Genomic DNA, 18,091 nt, shown 5'->3' with positions numbered 1-18,091 from the left:
AGTGCAGCGGTCTTTTTTGTTTATTCTTCGGTCACTTCAAAGTCGAGGGGCTTGCCGCAGTTCGGGCACTTGGGTGCGCCGTCCAGCAGTTCGTCTTCCTCAAACACGGCGGTGGTGCCGCAGTCCGGGCAGGTCACTTCGTACTGCACGGGGCCATCCTCGGCATCCTCTTCGCCATCCCCTTCCAGAGCGACCTCAAAGGTCACGCCGCAGTGCGCGCAGTTGGCTTCGCCTGCATCCAGATCATCCTCGCTGACGTAAACGGTCTCGCCGCAGTTGGGGCAGGCCACTTCATAGAACGGCTCGCTGGCGATGTCATCATCCTTGGCATCGTCATCGTCATCGTCGTCGTCGCCGGAGTCCTCATCCTCAGCGTCCTCGCTTTCGCCGTCTTCGTCCTCCTCCTCGTACAGATCTGCTTCCAGATCTTCCAGCTCATCGCTCAGGTCGTTGATCTGGTCGTAGGCGCGGGAAAGATCTTCGTCCACGCTCTCGATGACCTCAGCCATTTCACCCAGCAGTGCGCTCATGGCCTTGATGATCTTGCCCTCTTTGGTGGTATCATCAATGCCCAGACCATCGACCAGACCCTGCAGATAAGCTGCCTTTTTGTTCAGTTCCATACGAATGCCCTCCTTAAAATGAGAAAAATCGGAGTTTTAAAAAACCGGGCAAACGGTTGCCCGCAGCCCGGTTTGGCGTTAAAGGGATCAGACGCGCTCCATATACTCGCCGGTGCGGGTATCGATGCGGATGTGGTCGCCCTCGTTGATGAACAGAGGCACACGAATCTCAGCACCGGTCTCGACGGTAGCGGGCTTCAGGGTGTTGGTGGCAGTGTTGCCCTTGACACCCGGCTCGGTCTGGGTAACTTCCAGCTCGATGAAGTTGGGGATCTCGACGCTGAACACCTTGCCCTTGTAGCTCAGCAGCTTGCACAGCTCGTTCTCCTTGCAGAACTTGAAGTTATCGGGCACATCGGCTGCGTTGACGGGGATGTCATCGTAGGTCTCGTTGTCCATGAAGTGGTACAGATCGCCATCCTCGTAGCTATAGGTCACGTCCTTGCGCTCGATGAAAGCCTGCGGGAACTTTGCGGTCGGGTTGTAGCTGGTCTCAACCACAGAGCCGGTAATCACGTTCTTGGTCTTGGTACGGACAAAGGCAGCGCCCTTGCCGGGCTTCACGTGCTGGAACTCAACGACCTGAAGAACCTGGCCGTCCTGCTCAAAGGTCACGCCATTGCGAAACTCGCCTGCAGAAATCATAGGAATTCCTCCATTAGTTTAATCTCAAATGCTTAACGCATATCTCTATTTATTTTACCCAATCCGTTTGCATTTGGCAAGGGGTTTCGGCAAAAAAGACGATAAAAACACAAAATTTTTTACGTTTTGCACGCTGCATGGTACATCTGCTGCATAGTCCCGGCATCCTCAGCCTGCGTGCCCGCGCTCTCGCAGATGATAACCGGCTGCAGCTTCCGCTCAGCCAGCAGTTCCATCAGCGGCTGCGGCTCCGGGCCGAACTGGGTCTCGGCAAAGGTCCAGTGGCGCTTTTCGCCGCCCGCCGAATACTCGATGCGGGAAAAATGCACATGGAACCGTTCTGCCCGTTGGTCCCCCAGCTTTTCTGCCATGCGGTCAAGGATGGCAGCGTAGTCCTCTTTCGAGCGGATGCCGCCCAGAGTGCGGGCATTCAGGTGGCCGAAGTCGATGCAGGGCGTAATGCGCTTATCCACGCTGCACAGCGCCAGCACCTCGTCCAGTGTGCCCAGCTGGCCGATCTTGCCCATGGTTTCCGGGCAGAGAGTCATATCGGCAAAACCCGCTTCATCCAGCGCTTCCACGGCACGGCGCATGGTATCCAGCGCTTTTTCAAGGGCCGCTTCCCGGCTCTGCTTGCCGCAGCTGCCGGAGTGGAAGATGATGCGTCTGCCGCCCAGCGCTTTGCACACCGCCGCACTTTGCAGCAGATACTGGATGCTGTTGAGCCGCTTTTCCTCTTCCAGACTGGACATGCTGATATAATACGGTGCATGCACGCTGAACAGGATATCCTTTGGCCCGGCCAGTGCGGCCATTTTTGCGGCCTTGTCCAGCCCCAGACGCACGCCGCGCCCGCACTGGTACTCGAAGGCGTTCAGTCCCATCTTTGCGGTGTACTCCGGCACATCCAAGCTGCTTTTGTAGCCTTGGGCGGAAAAGCTGTCGCTGGTGCCTGCGGTGCCGAACCGGATCTTCCAATCGCTCACAGGGTCTTGCCTCCCCGGTCATAGTATTTCTGCCAGTGTTTTTTCTCCCACTTACGCTTGAGGATGACCTGCGCACCGAGGTCCGGGCCGCGGGGCACCACCATCAAGCCCGGAATGCCGTACAGCGCTGCCGCCATGCGGTCGGCATAGAGCTGGTCGCCCACCATCGCCATCTGACGGCGCTTCACGCCCATGCGGTGCTGCGCCGCCATCAGAGCAAAGGGCAGCGGCTTTGCAGAGCGGTACAGGTACGCAAGGCCCAGCTTCTGGGCAAAGGGCCGCACCCGCTTTTCCGCACCGTTGGACACGATGGTGAGCTTGACGCTCGCCCTGCGCATAGTGTCCAGCCACACGGCCACATCTTCCGGCAGCTCCTGACTGCGGTCGGCGGTGAGGGTGTTATCGATATCCAGCACCAGCGCAGTGATGCCTTTTTCCGCCAGCCATTCCGGCGTGATGTGGGTGACATCCTTGAAAACGTATTCGGGGGTGATGAGCATAGTATTTCTCCCTGCAATGAAAATAGGGGAGCCTGCAATACAGGCTCCCCTACATCGGCGTTAGCAACGCGTATGAAATCTAAAGCAACAGCGACTTCAAGTGATCAATTACTTGAACTTGCGCTTGCGGGCTGCTTCGGACTTCTTCTTGCGCTTGACAGACGGCTTCTCGTAAGCCTCGCGCTTACGGACCTCTGCGAGCACACCGCTGCGAGCGGTGCTGCGCTTGAAGCGACGCAGTGCGCTTTCCAGCGACTCGCCCTCCTTAACACGAATTTCCGACATCTTATTCCCTCCCTTGGACCGTGAGGCAGGAATTTCGTTGTTACATGGTAACTAACAGTAGACAGTATAGCGCATTTTCTCCGGTTCGTCAACCTTTTTTTGAAAGTTTTTTGCGCAAAATCTTTGAAAAGATTTTGAATAAACGTTCCCGGGTGTTTTATGCGCCAGTCCGCCTCTGCGGATAGTTGTATATCCAGCCTTTCGGCAGGGTATCGGTTGGTTTAGCCCTTGACAGCCAGATTGACCAGACGGCCCTTGACGTAGATCTCCTTAACCAGCTGCTTGCCTTCCAGAGCGGCAGCAACAGCGGGGTCAGCCTTGGCGGCAGCAATGGCGGCAGCAGCGTCAATGTCGGCAGCCACCTTCAGGCGGGCCTTCACCTTGCCGTTCACCTGCACAGCGATCTCCACTGTGCTTTCCACGCACTTGGCCTCTTCGTACTTGGGCCAGGGGTAGTAAGCCAGCTGCTCGTCGTGGCTGTGGCCCAGCTTCTCCCACAGCTCTTCGGTCATGTGGGGGGCAAACGGGTTCAGCAGCTGAACAACGGTCTCCAGCTCGGCCTTGGTCGCGCCGCCGTTGTCGTACAGGGCGTTCACCAGCGTCATGAGCTGGGCAATGGCGGTGTTCATCTTCAGGGTCTCGATGTCAGCGCCCACCTTCTTGATGGTCTGGTGCATCAGGGTCTCGACCTGCGGGCGATAGCCCTCGCCCTCCACCAGCTTGTCGCTCAGCGTCCACACGCGGTCCAGGAAGCGGTTGCAGCCTGCAATGGCAGAGGTCTGCCACGGTGCAGCCTGTTCAAAGTCGCCCATGAACATCTCGTACAGACGCATGGTGTCAGCACCGTACTGGTCCACCACCTCGTCCGGGTTGATGACGTTACCCAGAGACTTGGACATCTTCACGATGGGGTGGCGTGCCATTTCGCCGTACTTTTCTTCCAGAGCCTTTTCAGCGGCCTTCTGGCTGCCGTACTCCTTCAGCAGCTTTTCCTGCTCCTCAGCGGGCAGGTTGACAAAGCTGTGGGGGTTCAGGCCCAGGATCATGCCGTGAGCGGTGCGCTTCTGGTAGGGTTCCGGAGAAGGCACAGCGCCGATATCATACAGGAACTTATGCCAGAAACGGCTGTACAGCAGATGCAGGGTGGTGTGCTCCATGCCGCCGTTGTACCAGTCCACCGGAGACCAGTATTCCAGAGCTTCCTTGGAAGCAATGGCATCCTTGCAGTGGGGGTCCATGTAGCGCAGGAAGTACCAGGAAGAACCGGCCCACTGGGGCATGGTGTCAGTCTCGCGGGTAGCGGGGCCGCCGCAGCAGGGGCAGGTGGTCTTGACCCAGTCCTTGTGGCGGGCCAGCGGAGATTCTCCGTCCGGACCCGGCTCAAAATCGGTGATGTCCGGCAGGGTCAGGGGCAGGCTGCTCTCGGGCAGAGGCTGCCAGCCGCACTTTTCACACTTGACCATGGGGATGGGCTCGCCCCAGTAGCGCTGACGGCTGAACACCCAGTCGCGCAGCTTGTAGTTGACCTTATCGCAGCCCTTGCCGTTTGCCTCCAGCCAGTCGATCATCTTTTTCTTTGCATCGGTGACGGACAGGCCGTTCAGGAAGCCGGAGTTGACCAGCGTGCCGGTGGCCACATCGGTGAAGGCGGCTTCGTCCAGATTGGACGGGGTATTGCCCTTGACCACCTCGATGATGGGCAGGCCGAACTTCTTGGCAAACTCCCAGTCGCGGGTATCGTGGGCGGGCACAGCCATGATGGCACCGGTGCCGTAGGTGGACAGAACGTAGTCCGAGATAAAGATGGGGATCTCGGTATCGTTGACCGGGTTGATGCCCATGACGCCTTCCAGCTTGACACCGGTCTTTTCCTTGTTCAGCTCGCTGCGCTCAAAGTCGCTTTTGCGGGCTGCCTCGGCCTGATAGGCCTTGACAGCATCGGCATTCTTGAGGATGCCCTTGTCCAGCCACTCCTTGACCATAGCGTGCTCCGGAGAAACGACCATGTAGGTGGCACCAAACAGAGTGTCACAGCGGGTGGTGTACACGGTCAGGGTATCGCCTGCGGTGGTGCCGAAGTTGACCTCTGCGCCGTGGCTGCGGCCGATCCAGTTCTTCTGCTGGGTGGCAACGCGCTCAATGTAATCCAGACCGTCCAGACCATCGATCAGCTTATCGGCATAAGCGGTGATCTTGAGCATCCACTGGCTCTTGACGCGGTGAACGACCTCGCTGCCGCAGCGCTCGCACACGCCGTTGACAACTTCCTCGTTGGCCAGCACGCACTTGCAGCCGGTGCACCAGTTGACGTTCATTTCCTTCTTGTAAGCCAGACCATGCTTATACAGTTGCAGGAAGATCCACTGGGTCCACTTGTAGTACTCGGGGTCGGTGGTATTGATCTCACGATCCCAGTCAAAGGAGAAGCCCAAAGCCTTCAGCTGGCTGCGGAAGTGGTCCACATTGTTCTTGGTGACAATGGCCGGGTGGATGTGGTTCTTCATGGCAAAGTTCTCAGTGGGCAGGCCAAAAGCGTCCCAGCCCATGGGGTACAGCACATTGTAGCCGTTCTGACGGCGCTTGCGGCTGACCACGTCCAGCGCGGTGTAGCTACGGGGATGGCCTACATGCAGGCCGGCACCCGACGGATACGGGAACTCGACCAGTGCATAGAACTTGGGTTTTTTGTGGTCGATCTCGACATGGAAGGTCTTTTCGTCCTCCCACACCTTCTGCCACTTGGCTTCAACTGCCTTGTAATCGTACTTCATGTTGTTAATCAGCTCCAGACTTTATCCAAAATACCGTTGCTTGGGGGCGTATGCTTTCAAGCTATCTGCCTTTGCCAGAAAACCCTCTCCGTCATCGCTGCGCGATGCCACCTCTCCCGAAGGGGAGAGGTTTTGTGCAGACCGCAGCCTTCCCTCTTTTGCGCAAGCTCCCCCTTTCGGGGGAGCTGTCAGGGCGGACGCCCTGACTGAGAGGGTTCTTTTTTCAGGTAGACAGCTGTTTGCCTGAATCATTCAAGGGTGCTGTCAGGGGTGAGGTACTCGGAGATATCAATGGGCTCACCATCTGCCCACAGGTGCTCCAGATCGTAATAGGTGCGGGTGTTGGGTACGAATACGTGCACGATGACGTTGGAATAATCCAGCAGCACCCAGTTCTTGGAATCGTAGCCCTCCGTGCTGTAGGGCTCCAGGCCCTTCTGGGAAAGCTCATACTCCACCTCGTCGGCCAGAGATGCCACCTGCGTGGTGGAAGTGCCGGAGGCAATAACGAAGTAATCTGTGAGCACGGTCAGGCTTTCCACCTTGAGCACGCGCACATCGTGGGCCTTTTTCTTATCCAGGATCTTTGCGATCTCAATGGCAAGCGCCTTGCTGTCGTTGAAGTTCTCCATATGTTTTTCCTTTCTGTCAGTTTCAGTTTGCGGAGCCTGCGGCCTGACCGTCGGTGGTAACAGCGCCATCAAGGTCTGTATCGCCGTTCAGGATGGCATCGTCCGACTCCTTATCGATGCGGCCCATATACTGCACGTTGGCATCGGTGGATGCACTGCCGTGGGGCCACTCGTCGGTGACAAGATTCATTTCGCTCACATCAATGGGGCCGGTGTAGGTGCAGAAATACTGGTTGAGCAGGTTTGCAATGGAACCCGCATCCGGCACCACGCAGGAGTAACCGGCAAAGGTGTCGGTCTTGCCCACGTTGGGCACGCCCATGAACACCGGTGTCTGCGCCAGAATGATGTTGGAGCTGTCGAGCTTGAGGAAAGACACCACCAGCTTTGCAATGGTGGAAATGTCCATATCCGTCTTGATATAGTTTTTGAACACCAGCGGCAGCTGGTTCAGGATATCGGTAACGCCCATGGCGCGGGCACGCTTGAACAGGCCGGCATAGAAATAGCGCTGCATGTTCAGGCGGTCGATATCGGAATTGGCGTAGCCGTCGCCGTGGCGGCAGCGCACAAAGAACTCTGCCGATGCGCCGTTCAGATTGCGGTAGCCCTTGAGCAGCTTGCTGCCGCCGTAGGACATATCGTGAGGGATATACACCTCAATGCCGCCAAAGTTATCCACCATATCCACCAGTGCCTGCATATCCACCGTCACATAGTAATCGATGGGCAGCCGGAACTGATCGTAGATGACATCGGCCAGAGCGGCGATGCTGCCGCCATTGGAGATTGCCACCGAGTTGATCTGATAATTCGTGGCGGCGTAGGTCTTGCCATTGGAAAGGGTGATTTTTTTGTTCTTGGTGGTGACAAGGCTGTTGCGGGGGATCTGCAGCATCCGCAGCGCACCGTTCTTGATGTCGAACTGCACGTACAGGATCATGTCGGTCATGCCGTCGTTAGAGGTGGGGTCGTTGGAATAATTGCGGCCCTCTTCATAGTCGATGCCGCAGACCAGAATGTTCACCACATCGCCCTTGTATTCCTCGGCTGTCTTCACCTCTTCCTCAATGGTAGGGGTGCTGTCGTCCGGGCGGATGCTGTCCTCCACCTTGTTTACAAGGCTGACTCCGTACACCACCACACCGGAGATCACCGCGATGATGGCCATGACCACTGCAAAAGGCAGCCAGAGGGGCATTTTCTTTTTCTTTTTGCGGCGGCGCGGCGGCTTCTGCCCTGCTCCCTGTGCCGGGCGGCGCGGCGGCTCATTGTGTGCACCGCCTGCGCTCTGCTTTGCATCCGTGCTGGACGCAGCGTGGCGCGGTGCGGCTGCTGCCGGATCCGGCCGGTTCAGAGAACGCGAAGTATTGATATGGCGTGGCGTCTGGCTCATGCTTTTTTGTATCCTCCAGATTTTCGCGGTCCTGCAAAAAAATGTTCCTGCAGACCTGTCATGCTCTTAAGTATAGCATTATCCGACGAAATCTGCAATCCGTTTTCTGTTTCCGCTTGTTTCAGAGCAGCTGTGCTCTCACCGTTCATTCTTCCCGCTGCGGGCAAGGATATCCTCATAGGCAGCCTTGGACATCGGGTCAAGGGGCTTGCCCTGCGAGAGCACAAAATCGTTAGTCTGCTTCAGCGCGGCCAGCATAGCGGCATCCAGATTCTTTTTTTCCAGCTTGCGCAGCTTTTCCACGCCGGGCCAGTCCCGCTCCGCGCTGGTCATATCGGCCAGATACAAAATTTTGTCAAGCCGGGTCATGCCGGGTTTGCCCGCCGTGTGGCAGGCAATAGCGCTAAGCACCGCTTCGTCGGTCACACCCCACTGGGTGCGGGCCAGAATGGCGGCGCACACGCCGTGCCACACCGGGGCCGGGCGCTCTTCGCCGCCCTCGGCATACTGGGGGTAAGCGCGCAGGATCTCGCGCATCTCATCCTTGCCGATCTCCTTGGCCGAGTCGTGCAGCAGGGCTGCCAGCGCGGCGCGCTCCTCATCCTCACCGTAGATCTTTGCCAGCTTGACGGCCATTTTTTTTACATTCAAGGTATGCTCATAGCGCTTATCGCTCAAGCGGCCGCGCACAAGCTCCTTTGCCTGTTTGAGGTTCATTGGCTGATACTTCCTTTTTGTAGAGTTTCTCCCGGCGGATGACCGCCCGCACCGCCTCCGGCAGCTCAGCTTCACACCCTTCGCCTGCAGTCAGACGGGTGCGGATGTCGCTGCTGGCCATGGGCAGCGCCTGTACCGGTGCAAACAGGATGCGTGCCCCGGTAGGGTCCAGCCGGAGAGCCTTTGCGTGCAGCTCGGGGTCGTCGCCCACATGGCGGCTGGTGACCACCAGATGGGCAAGGCGCAGGATATCCTGCCAGCGGTGCCAGCCGTCAAAGCTCAGCAGCATATCGCTGCCAATGGCAAGGTACAGCTGTGCCCCGGGATTTTCCCGAGCCAGTTTTTCCACCGTGAGCACCGTATAGTTGCGGTTTCCGGCAGCGGCCTGCTCGATCTCCCAGCCGCTGACTTCCAGCTGCGGGATCGTGTCCGCATCCTCTTCCAGTGCATGGAAGCAGCTGCACATTTCCAGCCGCAGTGCGCCCGGCGCAGAGGTCTTCTGCTTGAAGGGCGAAAGCCCGGCAGGCATCACCACCACCTTATCCGGCTGCACGCGGGCAGCGGCAGCGCGCAGATTGTTCAGGTGGCCGTTATGGGGCGGGTCAAATGTACCGCCGTAGAGAAGAACTTTCATTTTTACTTCAGCAGATCAGCGTAGGCGCTGTCCTTTTTCTTCTGCAGGTACAGCACGAACTTGGAGCCGATCACCTGTACGCAGTCGGCACCGGTGGCCTCAGCCAGCTTGACCGAAGCTTCACGGGCATTGTACATGCTGTTTTCCAGCACCTTGAGCTTGATGAGCTCACGGGCATCCAGACAGTCCTTCACGCCCTGGATCATGGTCTCGTCGATCTCGCCCTTACCCACGATGAAAACGGGGTCCATGGTGTTTGCCTTGCCGCGCAGAATGGCGCGCTGTTTGCTTGTCAGCATAGTTTTTCTCCTTTTATTTCAAAAAATCAGGTAGTTCTTTTTCCAATTCCGCCAGCGCATTGCCGCGGTGGCTGATGGCATCCTTTTCGTCCGGGGTCAGCTGGGCGTAGCTGCGGCCCTCGGTGTTGGGGCGCTTATCGTGCTTTCCCACGCCGCAGTCGGTGGGGATGAACAGCGGATCGTAGCCAAAGCCGTAGTCCCCGCACAGCCGTTCAAAGGCGATGCTGCCCGGGCATTCGCCCATGCAGGTCAGATGCCGCCCATCCGGCAGGATGAAGCACACCGCGGACACAAACTTTGCACCCCGCTGCCCGGCAGGCACAGCCTGCATGGCGTCCAGAAGCTTGTCGTTGTTGGCTTCGTCGTCGCCGTGGCGGCCGCAGTAGCGGGCACTGTAGACGCCAGGCGCACCGCCCAGCGCCTCCACGCACAGGCCGGAGTCATCGGCGATGGTGGGCAGGCCGCATGCCTTGCAGATGGTTTCAGCCTTGATGAGGGCGTTTTCGGCAAAGGTGGTGCCGGTCTCCTCCGGCTCGATGGTGATGCCCAGCTGCTTCTGGCTGACCACCTCGTGGCCCTGCGCTTCCAGAATGCGGCGCAGTTCGCGGAGCTTTCCGGCGTTGCCGGTAGCTGCACAAATTTTCATCTTAATACTCCTTCCGCTTTCAAAGCTCGCCCCTTTGGGAGAGCTCCGTCTCCGCGCCGCTGCAAGCGGACGGAACGGTGAGAGGGTTCTATTTTAGTGCTTCCACTGGCGCGGGAGCAGCTCTTCCACAAAGCCCTCCGGGGTAAAGGGCAGCAGGTCGTCGATGCCCTCGCCCACGCCGATGAAGCGCACCGGCAGGCCCAGACGCTGCTTGACCGCTACCACGCAGCCGCCCTTGGCGGTGCCGTCCAGCTTGGTCAGGATGATGCCGGTAGCATCTGCAGCCTTGCAGAATTCCTTGGCCTGACTGATGGCGTTCTGGCCGGTGATGGCATCCAGCACCAGCAGCGTTTCAAGGCTGGCTTCCGGGCTGGCCTTCTTGACGCTGCGGCTGATCTTGGAAAGCTCTGCCATCAGGTTTGCCTTGTTGTGCAGACGGCCTGCGGTGTCGGCAATGACCATGTCATAACCGCGTGCGGTGGCAGACTTTACGGTGTCGAAAATGACAGCCGCCGGGTCTGCGCCCTCGCCTGCGCTCACAATGGGCACACCGGCGCGGTCAGCCCAGATCTCCAGCTGTTCGCTGGCTGCAGCACGGAAGGTATCGCCTGCGGCCAGCATCACCTTTTTGCCCTCGCGGGTGTAGTGATCGGCCAGCTTTGCAATGCTGGTGGTCTTGCCCACGCCGTTCACGCCAATGACCAGAATAACGGCCGGCTTGCCGGAAAGATCCATCTCGGCATCCGGTGTCATTTCCTCGGCAATGATGTCGCGCAGGGCATCCGCCGCCTCTTCGCCGGTCTTCAGGCCCTTTTCGTGCACACGGTCGCGCAGCTTATCCACCAGACGCACGGCCACCTCGCCGCCCACATCTGCAAGGATGAGCTGCTCTTCCAGCTCATCGTACATATCATCGTCGATGACGCTGCCGGTGAGGGTGTTGAGGATATTGCCCCAGAAACCGGTGCGGGTCTTTTCCAGACCCGTTTTCATTTTTTCCTGTTCTTTTTCTTTGTTTTTCTTGCCAAATCCGAAGAACCCCATGGTGTCCTCCTATCTTTTTCTTTAATATATATCAGGAAACCAGCGTTGCGTCAACCTGTTCCAGATCAAGCTTGAGCAGCTTGGACACGCCGTCCTCCTGCATGGTAACGCCGTAAAGCACATTCGCGGCTTCCATTGTGCCGCGGCGGTGGGTGATGACGATGAACTGGGTCTTGTCGCTCACCCGGCGTAAGTACTGGGCAAAACGCACCACATTGGCATCGTCCAGAGCGGCTTCGATCTCGTCCAGAATACAGAACGGGGCCGGGTTGACCGCCAGAATGGCAAAGTAGATGCTGATGGCCACCAGCGCCTGCTCGCCGCCGGAAAGCGCTTCCAGATTTTTGATCACCTTGCCCGGCGGTGCCACCCGGATGCCGATGCCGCAGGACAGCACATCGCTTTCATCCTCCAGCACAAGGCTGGCTTCGCCGCCGCCGAACAGCTCGGTAAATACGCGGCCAAAGTTTTCGTTGATGGCGCGGAAGCTGTCGGAGAAGATCTCCCGCATCTGTGCCGAAAGCTTGGAGATCATGCGGGTCAGCTCATTGCGGCTTTCTTCCACATCGGTCACCTGATGCATCAGGGCATCGTAGCGGGCCTTGACCTCCTTGTATTCCTCGATGGCGCTCACATTCACGCTGCCAAGGGCGCGAATTTTGCCGCGCAGGTCGGCCACCTGTGCGCGCAGGGCCGTCAGGCTTTCAAACTCCACGCAAAGGTTCTCTGCCTGACTGACCGAGAGCTGATATTCATCCCACAGCTTTGCCACGGTCTGGTCGTACTCGGTCTCGGCAGCGGCCTTGCGCTCTGCAAGGCGGGCCATCTCGCGCCCCATTTCCTCGCGGCTGTCGGAGGATGTACGCGCCCGGCTCAGTGCCGCTGTTTCAGCCTGCTGGCGTTCCAGCCGCTGTTCCGTGGCTTCCCGGATTGCCTTTTCTTTTTGGGCGATCTCGGTCTGGCTGTCGGACTTTGCCTGCCGGATGGCTGCAATTTCTGCCCGGCAGCTCTCGCTGCGCTGTGCCAGTGCCCCAAGGCTTTCTTCCATCGTGGCGCGGCGGGCAGCGGCATCCTGTGCCCGCTGTTGCAGTGCCGCGATCTGGCTGTAGGCCAGTTCTGCATCCTTCTGGCGGGTCACCTGTTCCAGCCGCTTTGCGCTGAGCTTTTGGCTCAGTTCGGTCTGCTGGGCCACAAAGTTGTCGTCGCCTTCGGCAATTCGGTTCATCTCCGCCGTCAGCAGGTCGATCTTTGCCGTCAGCCGGGCCTGCAGGCTGGCAGCTTCCTCTGCTTTGCCACGGCTCTCTGTCATGGCCGCCTGCAAAGCGTCGATCTGCTGCTGGCCGTTGCTGCGGGCCGTTTCCAGCTGGGCGGCAGCAGCTTCCAGCCGCTTCTGCTCTGCCTCGGCACGCACTTTGTCGTTGGCGGCGGTGATCTGCTCACTGGCCGTGGCGGTCAGCTCTGCCTGAAGGGCATCCACCTGCTCTTTGCAGCGGTCGGTCTTTTCCTGTGCAGCAAGGCAGTCTTTTTGTAACTTGGCCGCTTTCACCCGCAGCTCTTCCATCTCCTGCTTGCGGGTGAACAGGCCCGCGCTGCGCTGGACACTGCCGCCGGTAAAGCTGCCGCCTGCATTGACCACCTGACCATCCATGGTGACCACCTTGCTGCGGAAGCCGTTGTCCCGCGCCACGCGGGAGGCTTCGTTGATGTCGTCCACCACGATGATGCGGCCCAGCAGGTTCGATACGATGTTGTCGTACCGGCGGTCGGCCTGTACAAGGCTGGAAGCCAGACGCGCCGTGCCGGAAAGACGTCCCCGGAACACGCCGGGCTGGACGGTGTCCAGCGGCAGAAAGGTGGCGCGGCCCGCATTGTCATTGCGCAGCAGGGCGATGGCCGCTTTGGCGGCGGCCTCGTTTTCCACCACGATGTTCTGCAATGCGCCGCCAAGGGCGGTCTCCACAGCCACCTCACAGCCCGGCTCCACCGTCAGGATAGCGGACACCGGCCCGATGACCCCCCGCAGGCGGCGGGCACCGGCGGCACGCATGACGGCCTTGACCGAGTTCTGGTAGCCGTCCATGTTCTTTTCCAGCTCCCGCAGCACCGAAAGACGCTGGCGGGCGGCATCCAGCTCCCGGCCAAGCTTCTGCTCTGCCGCGTCGGCATCGTCCAGCGCGGCTTTGCGGCCTTTCAGCTTGAGTTCCACGCCGGAACGGACATTTGCCAGCTGCTTCTCGTTTTCTTCCAGCATCCGGCGGTACTTGATGGTGTCGTCCAGATCCTGCTTTGCTTCGTCCCGCTGGGCGGTGCTTTCCTGCACGCTCTGCTCAAGGGCAGGCAGGCGCTGGCGGGCTGTTTCCCCGGCAGCTTCGGCAGCGGCCTGCGCCACCTGCGCTTCGGTGCGCCGGGCTGTCAGGCCGGCAAGTTCTGCTTTCAGGGTATCCTTGCGGGCACCGCTGGCACTGCTGGCATCGGTCAGACGTGCGATCTCCGCGTTCAGTGCTTCGATCTCTGCCGCCAGCTTTTCGCCCTCCGCTTCCATGGTCTTTGCCACGGCCCGGTGGCGCTGCAAGGCGGCCTGTGCCTCGGTGCTGTCCTGTTCCCCGGCGCTGATCTCTTCCTGCAGGGATGCGGCGCTCTCCTCGTTGCGGAGGATGTCGTTTTCCAGCACAGCGATACGGCTCTCCGACCCGCTGATCTGCTCGGTGATGCTGCGGATATCCCCATTCAGGCGCTCAACAGCAACCGTAAGCTGCTGTGCCTGCATCCGGATCTCCTCAGCCTCCTGCTCGGCGGCTTTCGTCTCCCGGTCAAAGCGCTCGTAGTCGGCCTGTGCTGTCTCGTAGTCCCGCACCTGCTGGCGCACGGCTTCGCGCGCGCGGTGCACACCATCGGTCCACAGGGTCACTTCCAGCGTTTTGCGCTGTGCGGCCAGCTCGAGGAACTTTTCTGCCTTGGCGCTCTCTTTTTCCAGCGGGCCTACCCGGCTTTCCAGCTCACCAAGGATGTCCCGCAGGCGTTCAAGGTTTTCGCCCGCCGCAGCAAGGCGGCGTTCTGCCTCGGTCTTGCGGTAGCGGTACTTGGCAATGCCGCAGGCTTCCTCAAAGATCTCGCGGCGCTCACTGCTTTTTGCGGCCACGATCTCCGCAATGCGGCCCTGCCCGATCACCGAGTAGCCGTCGCGGCCAATGCCGGTATCCAGCAAAAGTTCGTACACATCCTTCAACCGGCACACCTGCCCGTTGATGGTATACTCGCTGTCGCCGGAGCGGTAATATTTGCGGCCAATGGTCACTTCGTCCGCATCCACATCAAAGGTGTGGTCTGCGTTATCCAGCGTCAGCCGCACCTGCGCAAAGCCCATGGCTCCGCGCCGCCGGGTGCCGCCGAAGATCACGTCCTCCATCTTGCCTGCCGCACGCAGCTGGCGGGAGCTGGTCTCGCCCAGCACCCAGCGCACTGCGTCCGAAAGGTTCGACTTGCCGGAGCCGTTGGGACCCACCACACCGGTAACGCCTGCGTCGAACCGAATTTTGACTTTATCGGGAAAGCTCTTGAAGCCCTGGATCTCCAGTTCCTTGAATACCATTTACTTTTCCTTTATCACGCCCAGCAGCTTGAGCGCTTCTTTGGCGGCGCACTGCTCAGCGGCCTTTTTGCTGCGGCCTTCGCCACGGGCCACGCGGTCAGAGTTGAACCGCACAGCCACCACGAAATGCTTGTCGTGATCCGGGCCGGACTCGCTTTCTACTACATAGCTCAACCGCTCTTCCGGGTTCTGCTGCACGATCTCCTGCAGGCGGGTCTTATAGTCAGCCTCGGCGTGCTTGCCCTCGGTGATAAAGGGCAGGATGAAGCTGCGGGCCACATCCATGCCGCCATCCAGATACAAAGCCGCGATCAGCGCTTCAAACGCATCGGACACCACGCTGGGGCGGGTGCGTCCGCCGCAGCGCTCCTCGCCGCGGCCAAGGCGCAGGTACTCGCCCAGATCGATCTCCTGCGCGAACTGGAACAGTGCACCCTCGCTGACAAGGCTGGCGCGGATGCGGGTCAGATCGCCCTCCGGCCGGTCGGCATAGGCGTGGAACAGATAATCTGCCGAGACGATCTGCAGCACGCTGTCGCCCAGAAATTCCAGCCGCTCGTTGTGCTTGACCGGGGTGCGGCTCTCGTTGGCATAGCTGGTATGGGTGAGCGCGATCTCCAGCAGCTCCGGGTTTTTGAACTTATAACCAATAATTGTTTCCAACTGATGGCTCATATGTTTTAGCTCCCTTATTGATGGTCAGCATCCTCGCCCTCTCAGGCTCACGTCCGTTCGCCAGCTCCCCCAAAGGGGGAGCCCTTGGCAAATCGATGCAGTCTGCACGAACTGCCAAAGCCTCTCACTCTGAGGAAAGACTCTCCCCGGCCGGGGAGAGATGTCGCAATAGCGACAGAGTGGGGAATGTGGCATTGCGAAGCAATGACGGAGAGGGCAAGCCCGCTTCCCTTATTCCTCAGTTTTCTGTGCCGCAGCCAGCTCGTCCAGCGCAGACTGCATGGTGCCGCACAGATCGTTCTCCACGCAGATCTTTGCCTGACGGATGGCGTTCTTGATGCCCTTGGCCTTGGAAGAACCGTGGGCCTTGATGACCGGCTGCTTGGCCCCCAGGAAGGGTGCGCCGCCGTACTCCTCGCTGTCCATCTGGTGCTTCAGGTCTGCCACGCTGCCCTTGAGCAGCAGATAGGCCAGCTTGCCGCCGAGGTTTGCGAGGAACATTTGCTTCAGCATGCCCAGCAGCATTTTTGCCACGCCCTCGGTCAGCTTGAGGATCACATTGCCGGTAAAGCCGTCGCACACCACAACGTCCACTTCGCCATTGGGCACATCGCGGGGCTCAATATTGCCTACAAAGCGGATGCCGGGGGTGGTCTTGAGCAGCTGGTGTGCTTCCTTGAGCATGGGGGTGCCTTTGCTCTCCTCCGCACCGTTGTTGGCGAGCGCCACGCTGGGGCTGCGGCGGCCCTCCACCCTGTTCACATAGCAGCTGCCCATCACGGCAAAAGCTGCCAGCATCTCGGGGCGGCACTCCACATTGGCACCGCAGTCCAGCAGCAGATAAGCCTGCTTTTTGGCGGGCACCATGGTAGCCAGAGCCGGGCGCTTGATGCCCTTGAGGGTGCGCACGATCAGGCTTGCGCCCACATGCAGCGCACCGGTGCTGCCGGCGGAAACAAAGGCATCGCCCTTGCCGTCCTTGAGCATGTTCAGGCCCACCACGATGGAGGAATCCTTCTTCTGGCGGATGGCACGGGCAGGCTCATCGCACATGTCGATGACCTCGGTGCAGTTCACCAGCTCAATGCCGTCCAGCGGAATGCTGTTTTCCTGTGCGGTCCTGCGCACCAGCGCTTCGTCGCCCACACCTACGACGGTGACGCCGTACTCCTTCACGGCCTGTGCGGCACCCTCCAGCACAGCCAGAGGGGCGTTGTCGCCGCCCATCATGTCCACGATAATCTTCATAGCTTTTCTCCCTTCTTAAAGAGAAGTTTCATCCAGCCAGTGCTGGAAGCTGGCAACAGCGCGCCGGGCCTGTGCCATGTAACGCAGGCGCTTGTCCCTCGGGCGGCTCTCCTCCGGCAGCGGAGGAAGGATGCCCATATTCGCGCCCATGGGCTGGAAGTGCTTGTTCTCGGTAGTCAGGTACTGCACCAGTGCGCCGCACATGGTGTCGGCAGGCGGGGCGGGCAGCTCTTTGCCTTCCAGCCGGGCATACAGGCTGCGGGCCGCCAGCAGGCCGCAGGCAGCGCTTTCCATATAGCCCTCAAAGCCGGTGATCTGGCCCGCAAAGAACACATTGGGGTGTTCTTTCAGGCACAGCTGGGCGCTGAGCACCCGGGGCGCATCGAGGAAGGTGTTGCGGTGCATGACACCGTACCGCACAAACTCGGCATTTTCCAGCCCGGGGATCATGCTGAACACCCGCTTCTGCTCTCCCCACTTGAGGTTGGTCTGGAAGCCCACGATGTTATACAGGGTGCGTTCCTTATTTTCGGCCCGCAGCTGGACATTGGCCCATGGACGGTGTCCGGTGTTGGGATTCACAAGGCCCACCGGGCGCAGCGGGCCGAAGCGCATGGTGTCGGCACCCCGGGCGGCCATAATTTCGATGGGCATACAGCCCTCATACACGGTGACGGTGTCGGCCTTTTTGCCGTGGGCATCCGGGTCGGGCTGAGCAGACTGCTCGGCCCCGGTGTCAAAGTCGTGCAGAGGGGCACGCTCTGCCGAAGCGAGAGCTGCGTGGAAATTCTCGTACTCTTCCTTGTTGAACGGGCAGTTCAGGTAGTCGGCCTCGCCCCGGTCATAGCGGGAGGCAGCAAACACCTTGTTGTAATCAAGGCTTTCGGCGGTGACGATGGGGGCCACAGCATCGTAGAAGTGCAGACGCTCGTCACCGGTCAAGGCCCCGATCTCATCGGCCAGTGCGCCGTCGGTCAATGGGCCGGTGGCCACCAGAATGGGGGCAGATGCATCGATATGCTCCACCTGCTCCCGGTGGACAGTGATATTTTCACAGCTTTCCACCATGCGGGTCACTTCGGCGCTGAATGCGTCGCGGTCCACCGCCAGCGCACCGCCAGCGGCCACGCGGGCCGTCTCGGCGGCGTTCAGCAGCTGGCTGCCCATCCGCCGCATCTCTTCCTTCAGCAGGCCGGAAGCAGAGTCCAGCCGCTCCGCTTTCAGGCTGTTGGAGCAGATCAGCTCCGCAAAGCCTGCGCTTTTGTGTGCGGGCGAAAAATGCACGGGCTTCTGTTCGTACAGGTCTACCTGCACGCCCTTGCCAGCCAGCCAGAGGGCGGCTTCACAGCCCGCAAGACCAGCGCCCAGCACGGTTACTTTATAGTTCATAGTTTTATCCTT

Annotated in this window: 17 protein-coding genes; all 17 read right to left on the bottom strand. The window is 59.7% G+C overall.

Annotation, left to right across the window (positions count from 1 at the left end):
- Positions 1–20: 20 nt before the first annotated feature.
- Entirely contained in the window at positions 21–623 is a 603-nt protein-coding gene (locus GKG36_RS04070) for a CD1247 N-terminal domain-containing protein (RefSeq protein ID WP_154259322.1), read from the bottom strand.
- Positions 624–710: 87 nt separating this feature from the next.
- Positions 711–1,268 (bottom strand): elongation factor P, encoded by a 558-nt coding sequence (gene efp / locus GKG36_RS04065; protein WP_005928281.1) that lies wholly within the window; start codon positions 1,266–1,268, stop codon positions 711–713.
- 119 nt (positions 1,269–1,387) lie between these two features.
- Positions 1,388–2,254, bottom strand: a complete 867-nt coding sequence (locus tag GKG36_RS04060) for a TIM barrel protein (RefSeq protein WP_173012875.1) — start codon at positions 2,252–2,254, stop codon at positions 1,388–1,390.
- Positions 2,251–2,754 (bottom strand): YqeG family HAD IIIA-type phosphatase, encoded by a 504-nt coding sequence (locus GKG36_RS04055; protein WP_154259320.1) that lies wholly within the window; start codon positions 2,752–2,754, stop codon positions 2,251–2,253. The genes GKG36_RS04060 and GKG36_RS04055 overlap by 4 nt, the downstream gene beginning before the upstream one ends.
- 108 nt (positions 2,755–2,862) lie before the next feature.
- Positions 2,863–3,039: a 30S ribosomal protein S21 gene (rpsU, locus tag GKG36_RS04050; protein WP_005928271.1), complete on the bottom strand. Its 177-nt coding sequence runs from the start codon at positions 3,037–3,039 to the stop codon at positions 2,863–2,865.
- Between the two features lie 221 nt (positions 3,040–3,260).
- Complete coding sequence (gene leuS, locus GKG36_RS04045) at positions 3,261–5,810, bottom strand: leucine--tRNA ligase (RefSeq protein WP_154259318.1); 2,550 nt, start codon at positions 5,808–5,810, stop codon at positions 3,261–3,263.
- A 248-nt stretch (positions 5,811–6,058) separates the two neighbouring features.
- Positions 6,059–6,442, bottom strand: a complete 384-nt coding sequence (gene rsfS / locus GKG36_RS04040) for a ribosome silencing factor (protein WP_005944348.1) — start codon at positions 6,440–6,442, stop codon at positions 6,059–6,061.
- Between the two features lie 22 nt (positions 6,443–6,464).
- Positions 6,465–7,838 (bottom strand): LCP family protein, encoded by a 1,374-nt coding sequence (locus GKG36_RS04035; RefSeq protein WP_242961883.1) that lies wholly within the window; start codon positions 7,836–7,838, stop codon positions 6,465–6,467.
- A gap of 138 nt (positions 7,839–7,976) precedes the next feature.
- Positions 7,977–8,555, bottom strand: a complete 579-nt coding sequence (gene yqeK, locus GKG36_RS04030) for a bis(5'-nucleosyl)-tetraphosphatase (symmetrical) YqeK (RefSeq protein WP_154259316.1) — start codon at positions 8,553–8,555, stop codon at positions 7,977–7,979.
- On the bottom strand, positions 8,506–9,189 hold the full coding sequence (gene nadD / locus GKG36_RS04025; RefSeq protein ID WP_005944362.1) for a nicotinate (nicotinamide) nucleotide adenylyltransferase: 684 nt from the start codon (positions 9,187–9,189) through the stop codon (positions 8,506–8,508). The genes yqeK and nadD overlap by 50 nt, the downstream gene beginning before the upstream one ends.
- A gap of 2 nt (positions 9,190–9,191) precedes the next feature.
- Complete coding sequence (locus GKG36_RS04020) at positions 9,192–9,488, bottom strand: YhbY family RNA-binding protein (protein WP_005944364.1); 297 nt, start codon at positions 9,486–9,488, stop codon at positions 9,192–9,194.
- A gap of 13 nt (positions 9,489–9,501) precedes the next feature.
- Entirely contained in the window at positions 9,502–10,134 is a 633-nt protein-coding gene (gene rdgB, locus GKG36_RS04015; RefSeq protein ID WP_154259314.1) for an RdgB/HAM1 family non-canonical purine NTP pyrophosphatase, read from the bottom strand.
- Positions 10,135–10,227: 93 nt separating this feature from the next.
- Positions 10,228–11,178, bottom strand: a complete 951-nt coding sequence (gene ftsY, locus GKG36_RS04010) for a signal recognition particle-docking protein FtsY (RefSeq protein WP_154259312.1) — start codon at positions 11,176–11,178, stop codon at positions 10,228–10,230.
- 31 nt (positions 11,179–11,209) lie between these two features.
- Positions 11,210–14,767 carry a chromosome segregation protein SMC gene (gene smc, locus GKG36_RS04005; protein WP_154259310.1) on the bottom strand — a complete coding sequence of 1,186 codons (3,558 nt, stop codon included), beginning with the start codon at positions 14,765–14,767 and terminating at the stop codon, positions 11,210–11,212.
- Positions 14,768–15,442 (bottom strand): ribonuclease III, encoded by a 675-nt coding sequence (gene rnc / locus GKG36_RS04000; protein WP_005944374.1) that lies wholly within the window; start codon positions 15,440–15,442, stop codon positions 14,768–14,770.
- Between the two features lie 231 nt (positions 15,443–15,673).
- Positions 15,674–16,690 carry a phosphate acyltransferase PlsX gene (gene plsX / locus GKG36_RS03995; RefSeq protein WP_154259308.1) on the bottom strand — a complete coding sequence of 339 codons (1,017 nt, stop codon included), beginning with the start codon at positions 16,688–16,690 and terminating at the stop codon, positions 15,674–15,676.
- A 15-nt stretch (positions 16,691–16,705) separates the two neighbouring features.
- The gene (trmFO, locus tag GKG36_RS03990) at positions 16,706–18,079 is read right to left on the bottom strand and encodes a methylenetetrahydrofolate--tRNA-(uracil(54)-C(5))-methyltransferase (FADH(2)-oxidizing) TrmFO (protein WP_154259307.1); all 1,374 of its coding nucleotides are present in this window, start codon (positions 18,077–18,079) and stop codon (positions 16,706–16,708) included.
- Between the last annotated feature and the right edge of the window lie 12 nt (positions 18,080–18,091).

The organism is Faecalibacterium sp. BIOML-A1, assembly GCF_009679715.1.
In the GTDB taxonomy this organism is placed as follows: domain Bacteria; phylum Bacillota; class Clostridia; order Oscillospirales; family Ruminococcaceae; genus Faecalibacterium; species Faecalibacterium taiwanense.
The sequence above is the reverse complement of the archived record's forward strand: the minus strand, read 5'-3'. Positions and strand labels throughout refer to the sequence as shown.

Excerpts from the sequence above, each read along its gene's own strand:
- GKG36_RS04070 (WP_154259322.1), bottom strand. The coding sequence starts at position 623 with ATGGAACTGAACAAAAAGGCAGCTTATCTGCAGGGTCTGGTCGATGGT.
- efp (WP_005928281.1), bottom strand. The coding sequence starts at position 1,268 with ATGATTTCTGCAGGCGAGTTTCGCAATGGCGTGACCTTTGAGCAGGAC.
- GKG36_RS04055 (WP_154259320.1), bottom strand. The coding sequence starts at position 2,754 with ATGCTCATCACCCCCGAATACGTTTTCAAGGATGTCACCCACATCACG.
- rpsU (WP_005928271.1), bottom strand. The coding sequence starts at position 3,039 with ATGTCGGAAATTCGTGTTAAGGAGGGCGAGTCGCTGGAAAGCGCACTG.
- leuS (WP_154259318.1), bottom strand. The coding sequence starts at position 5,810 with ATGAAGTACGATTACAAGGCAGTTGAAGCCAAGTGGCAGAAGGTGTGG.
- rsfS (WP_005944348.1), bottom strand. The coding sequence starts at position 6,442 with ATGGAGAACTTCAACGACAGCAAGGCGCTTGCCATTGAGATCGCAAAG.
- GKG36_RS04035 (WP_242961883.1), bottom strand. The coding sequence starts at position 7,838 with ATGAGCCAGACGCCACGCCATATCAATACTTCGCGTTCTCTGAACCGG.
- yqeK (WP_154259316.1), bottom strand. The coding sequence starts at position 8,555 with ATGAACCTCAAACAGGCAAAGGAGCTTGTGCGCGGCCGCTTGAGCGAT.
- nadD (WP_005944362.1), bottom strand. The coding sequence starts at position 9,189 with ATGAAAGTTCTTCTCTACGGCGGTACATTTGACCCGCCCCATAACGGC.
- GKG36_RS04020 (WP_005944364.1), bottom strand. The coding sequence starts at position 9,488 with ATGCTGACAAGCAAACAGCGCGCCATTCTGCGCGGCAAGGCAAACACC.
- rdgB (WP_154259314.1), bottom strand. The coding sequence starts at position 10,134 with ATGAAAATTTGTGCAGCTACCGGCAACGCCGGAAAGCTCCGCGAACTG.
- ftsY (WP_154259312.1), bottom strand. The coding sequence starts at position 11,178 with ATGGGGTTCTTCGGATTTGGCAAGAAAAACAAAGAAAAAGAACAGGAA.
- smc (WP_154259310.1), bottom strand. The coding sequence starts at position 14,767 with ATGGTATTCAAGGAACTGGAGATCCAGGGCTTCAAGAGCTTTCCCGAT.
- rnc (WP_005944374.1), bottom strand. The coding sequence starts at position 15,442 with ATGAGCCATCAGTTGGAAACAATTATTGGTTATAAGTTCAAAAACCCG.
- plsX (WP_154259308.1), bottom strand. The coding sequence starts at position 16,690 with ATGAAGATTATCGTGGACATGATGGGCGGCGACAACGCCCCTCTGGCT.
- trmFO (WP_154259307.1), bottom strand. The coding sequence starts at position 18,079 with ATGAACTATAAAGTAACCGTGCTGGGCGCTGGTCTTGCGGGCTGTGAA.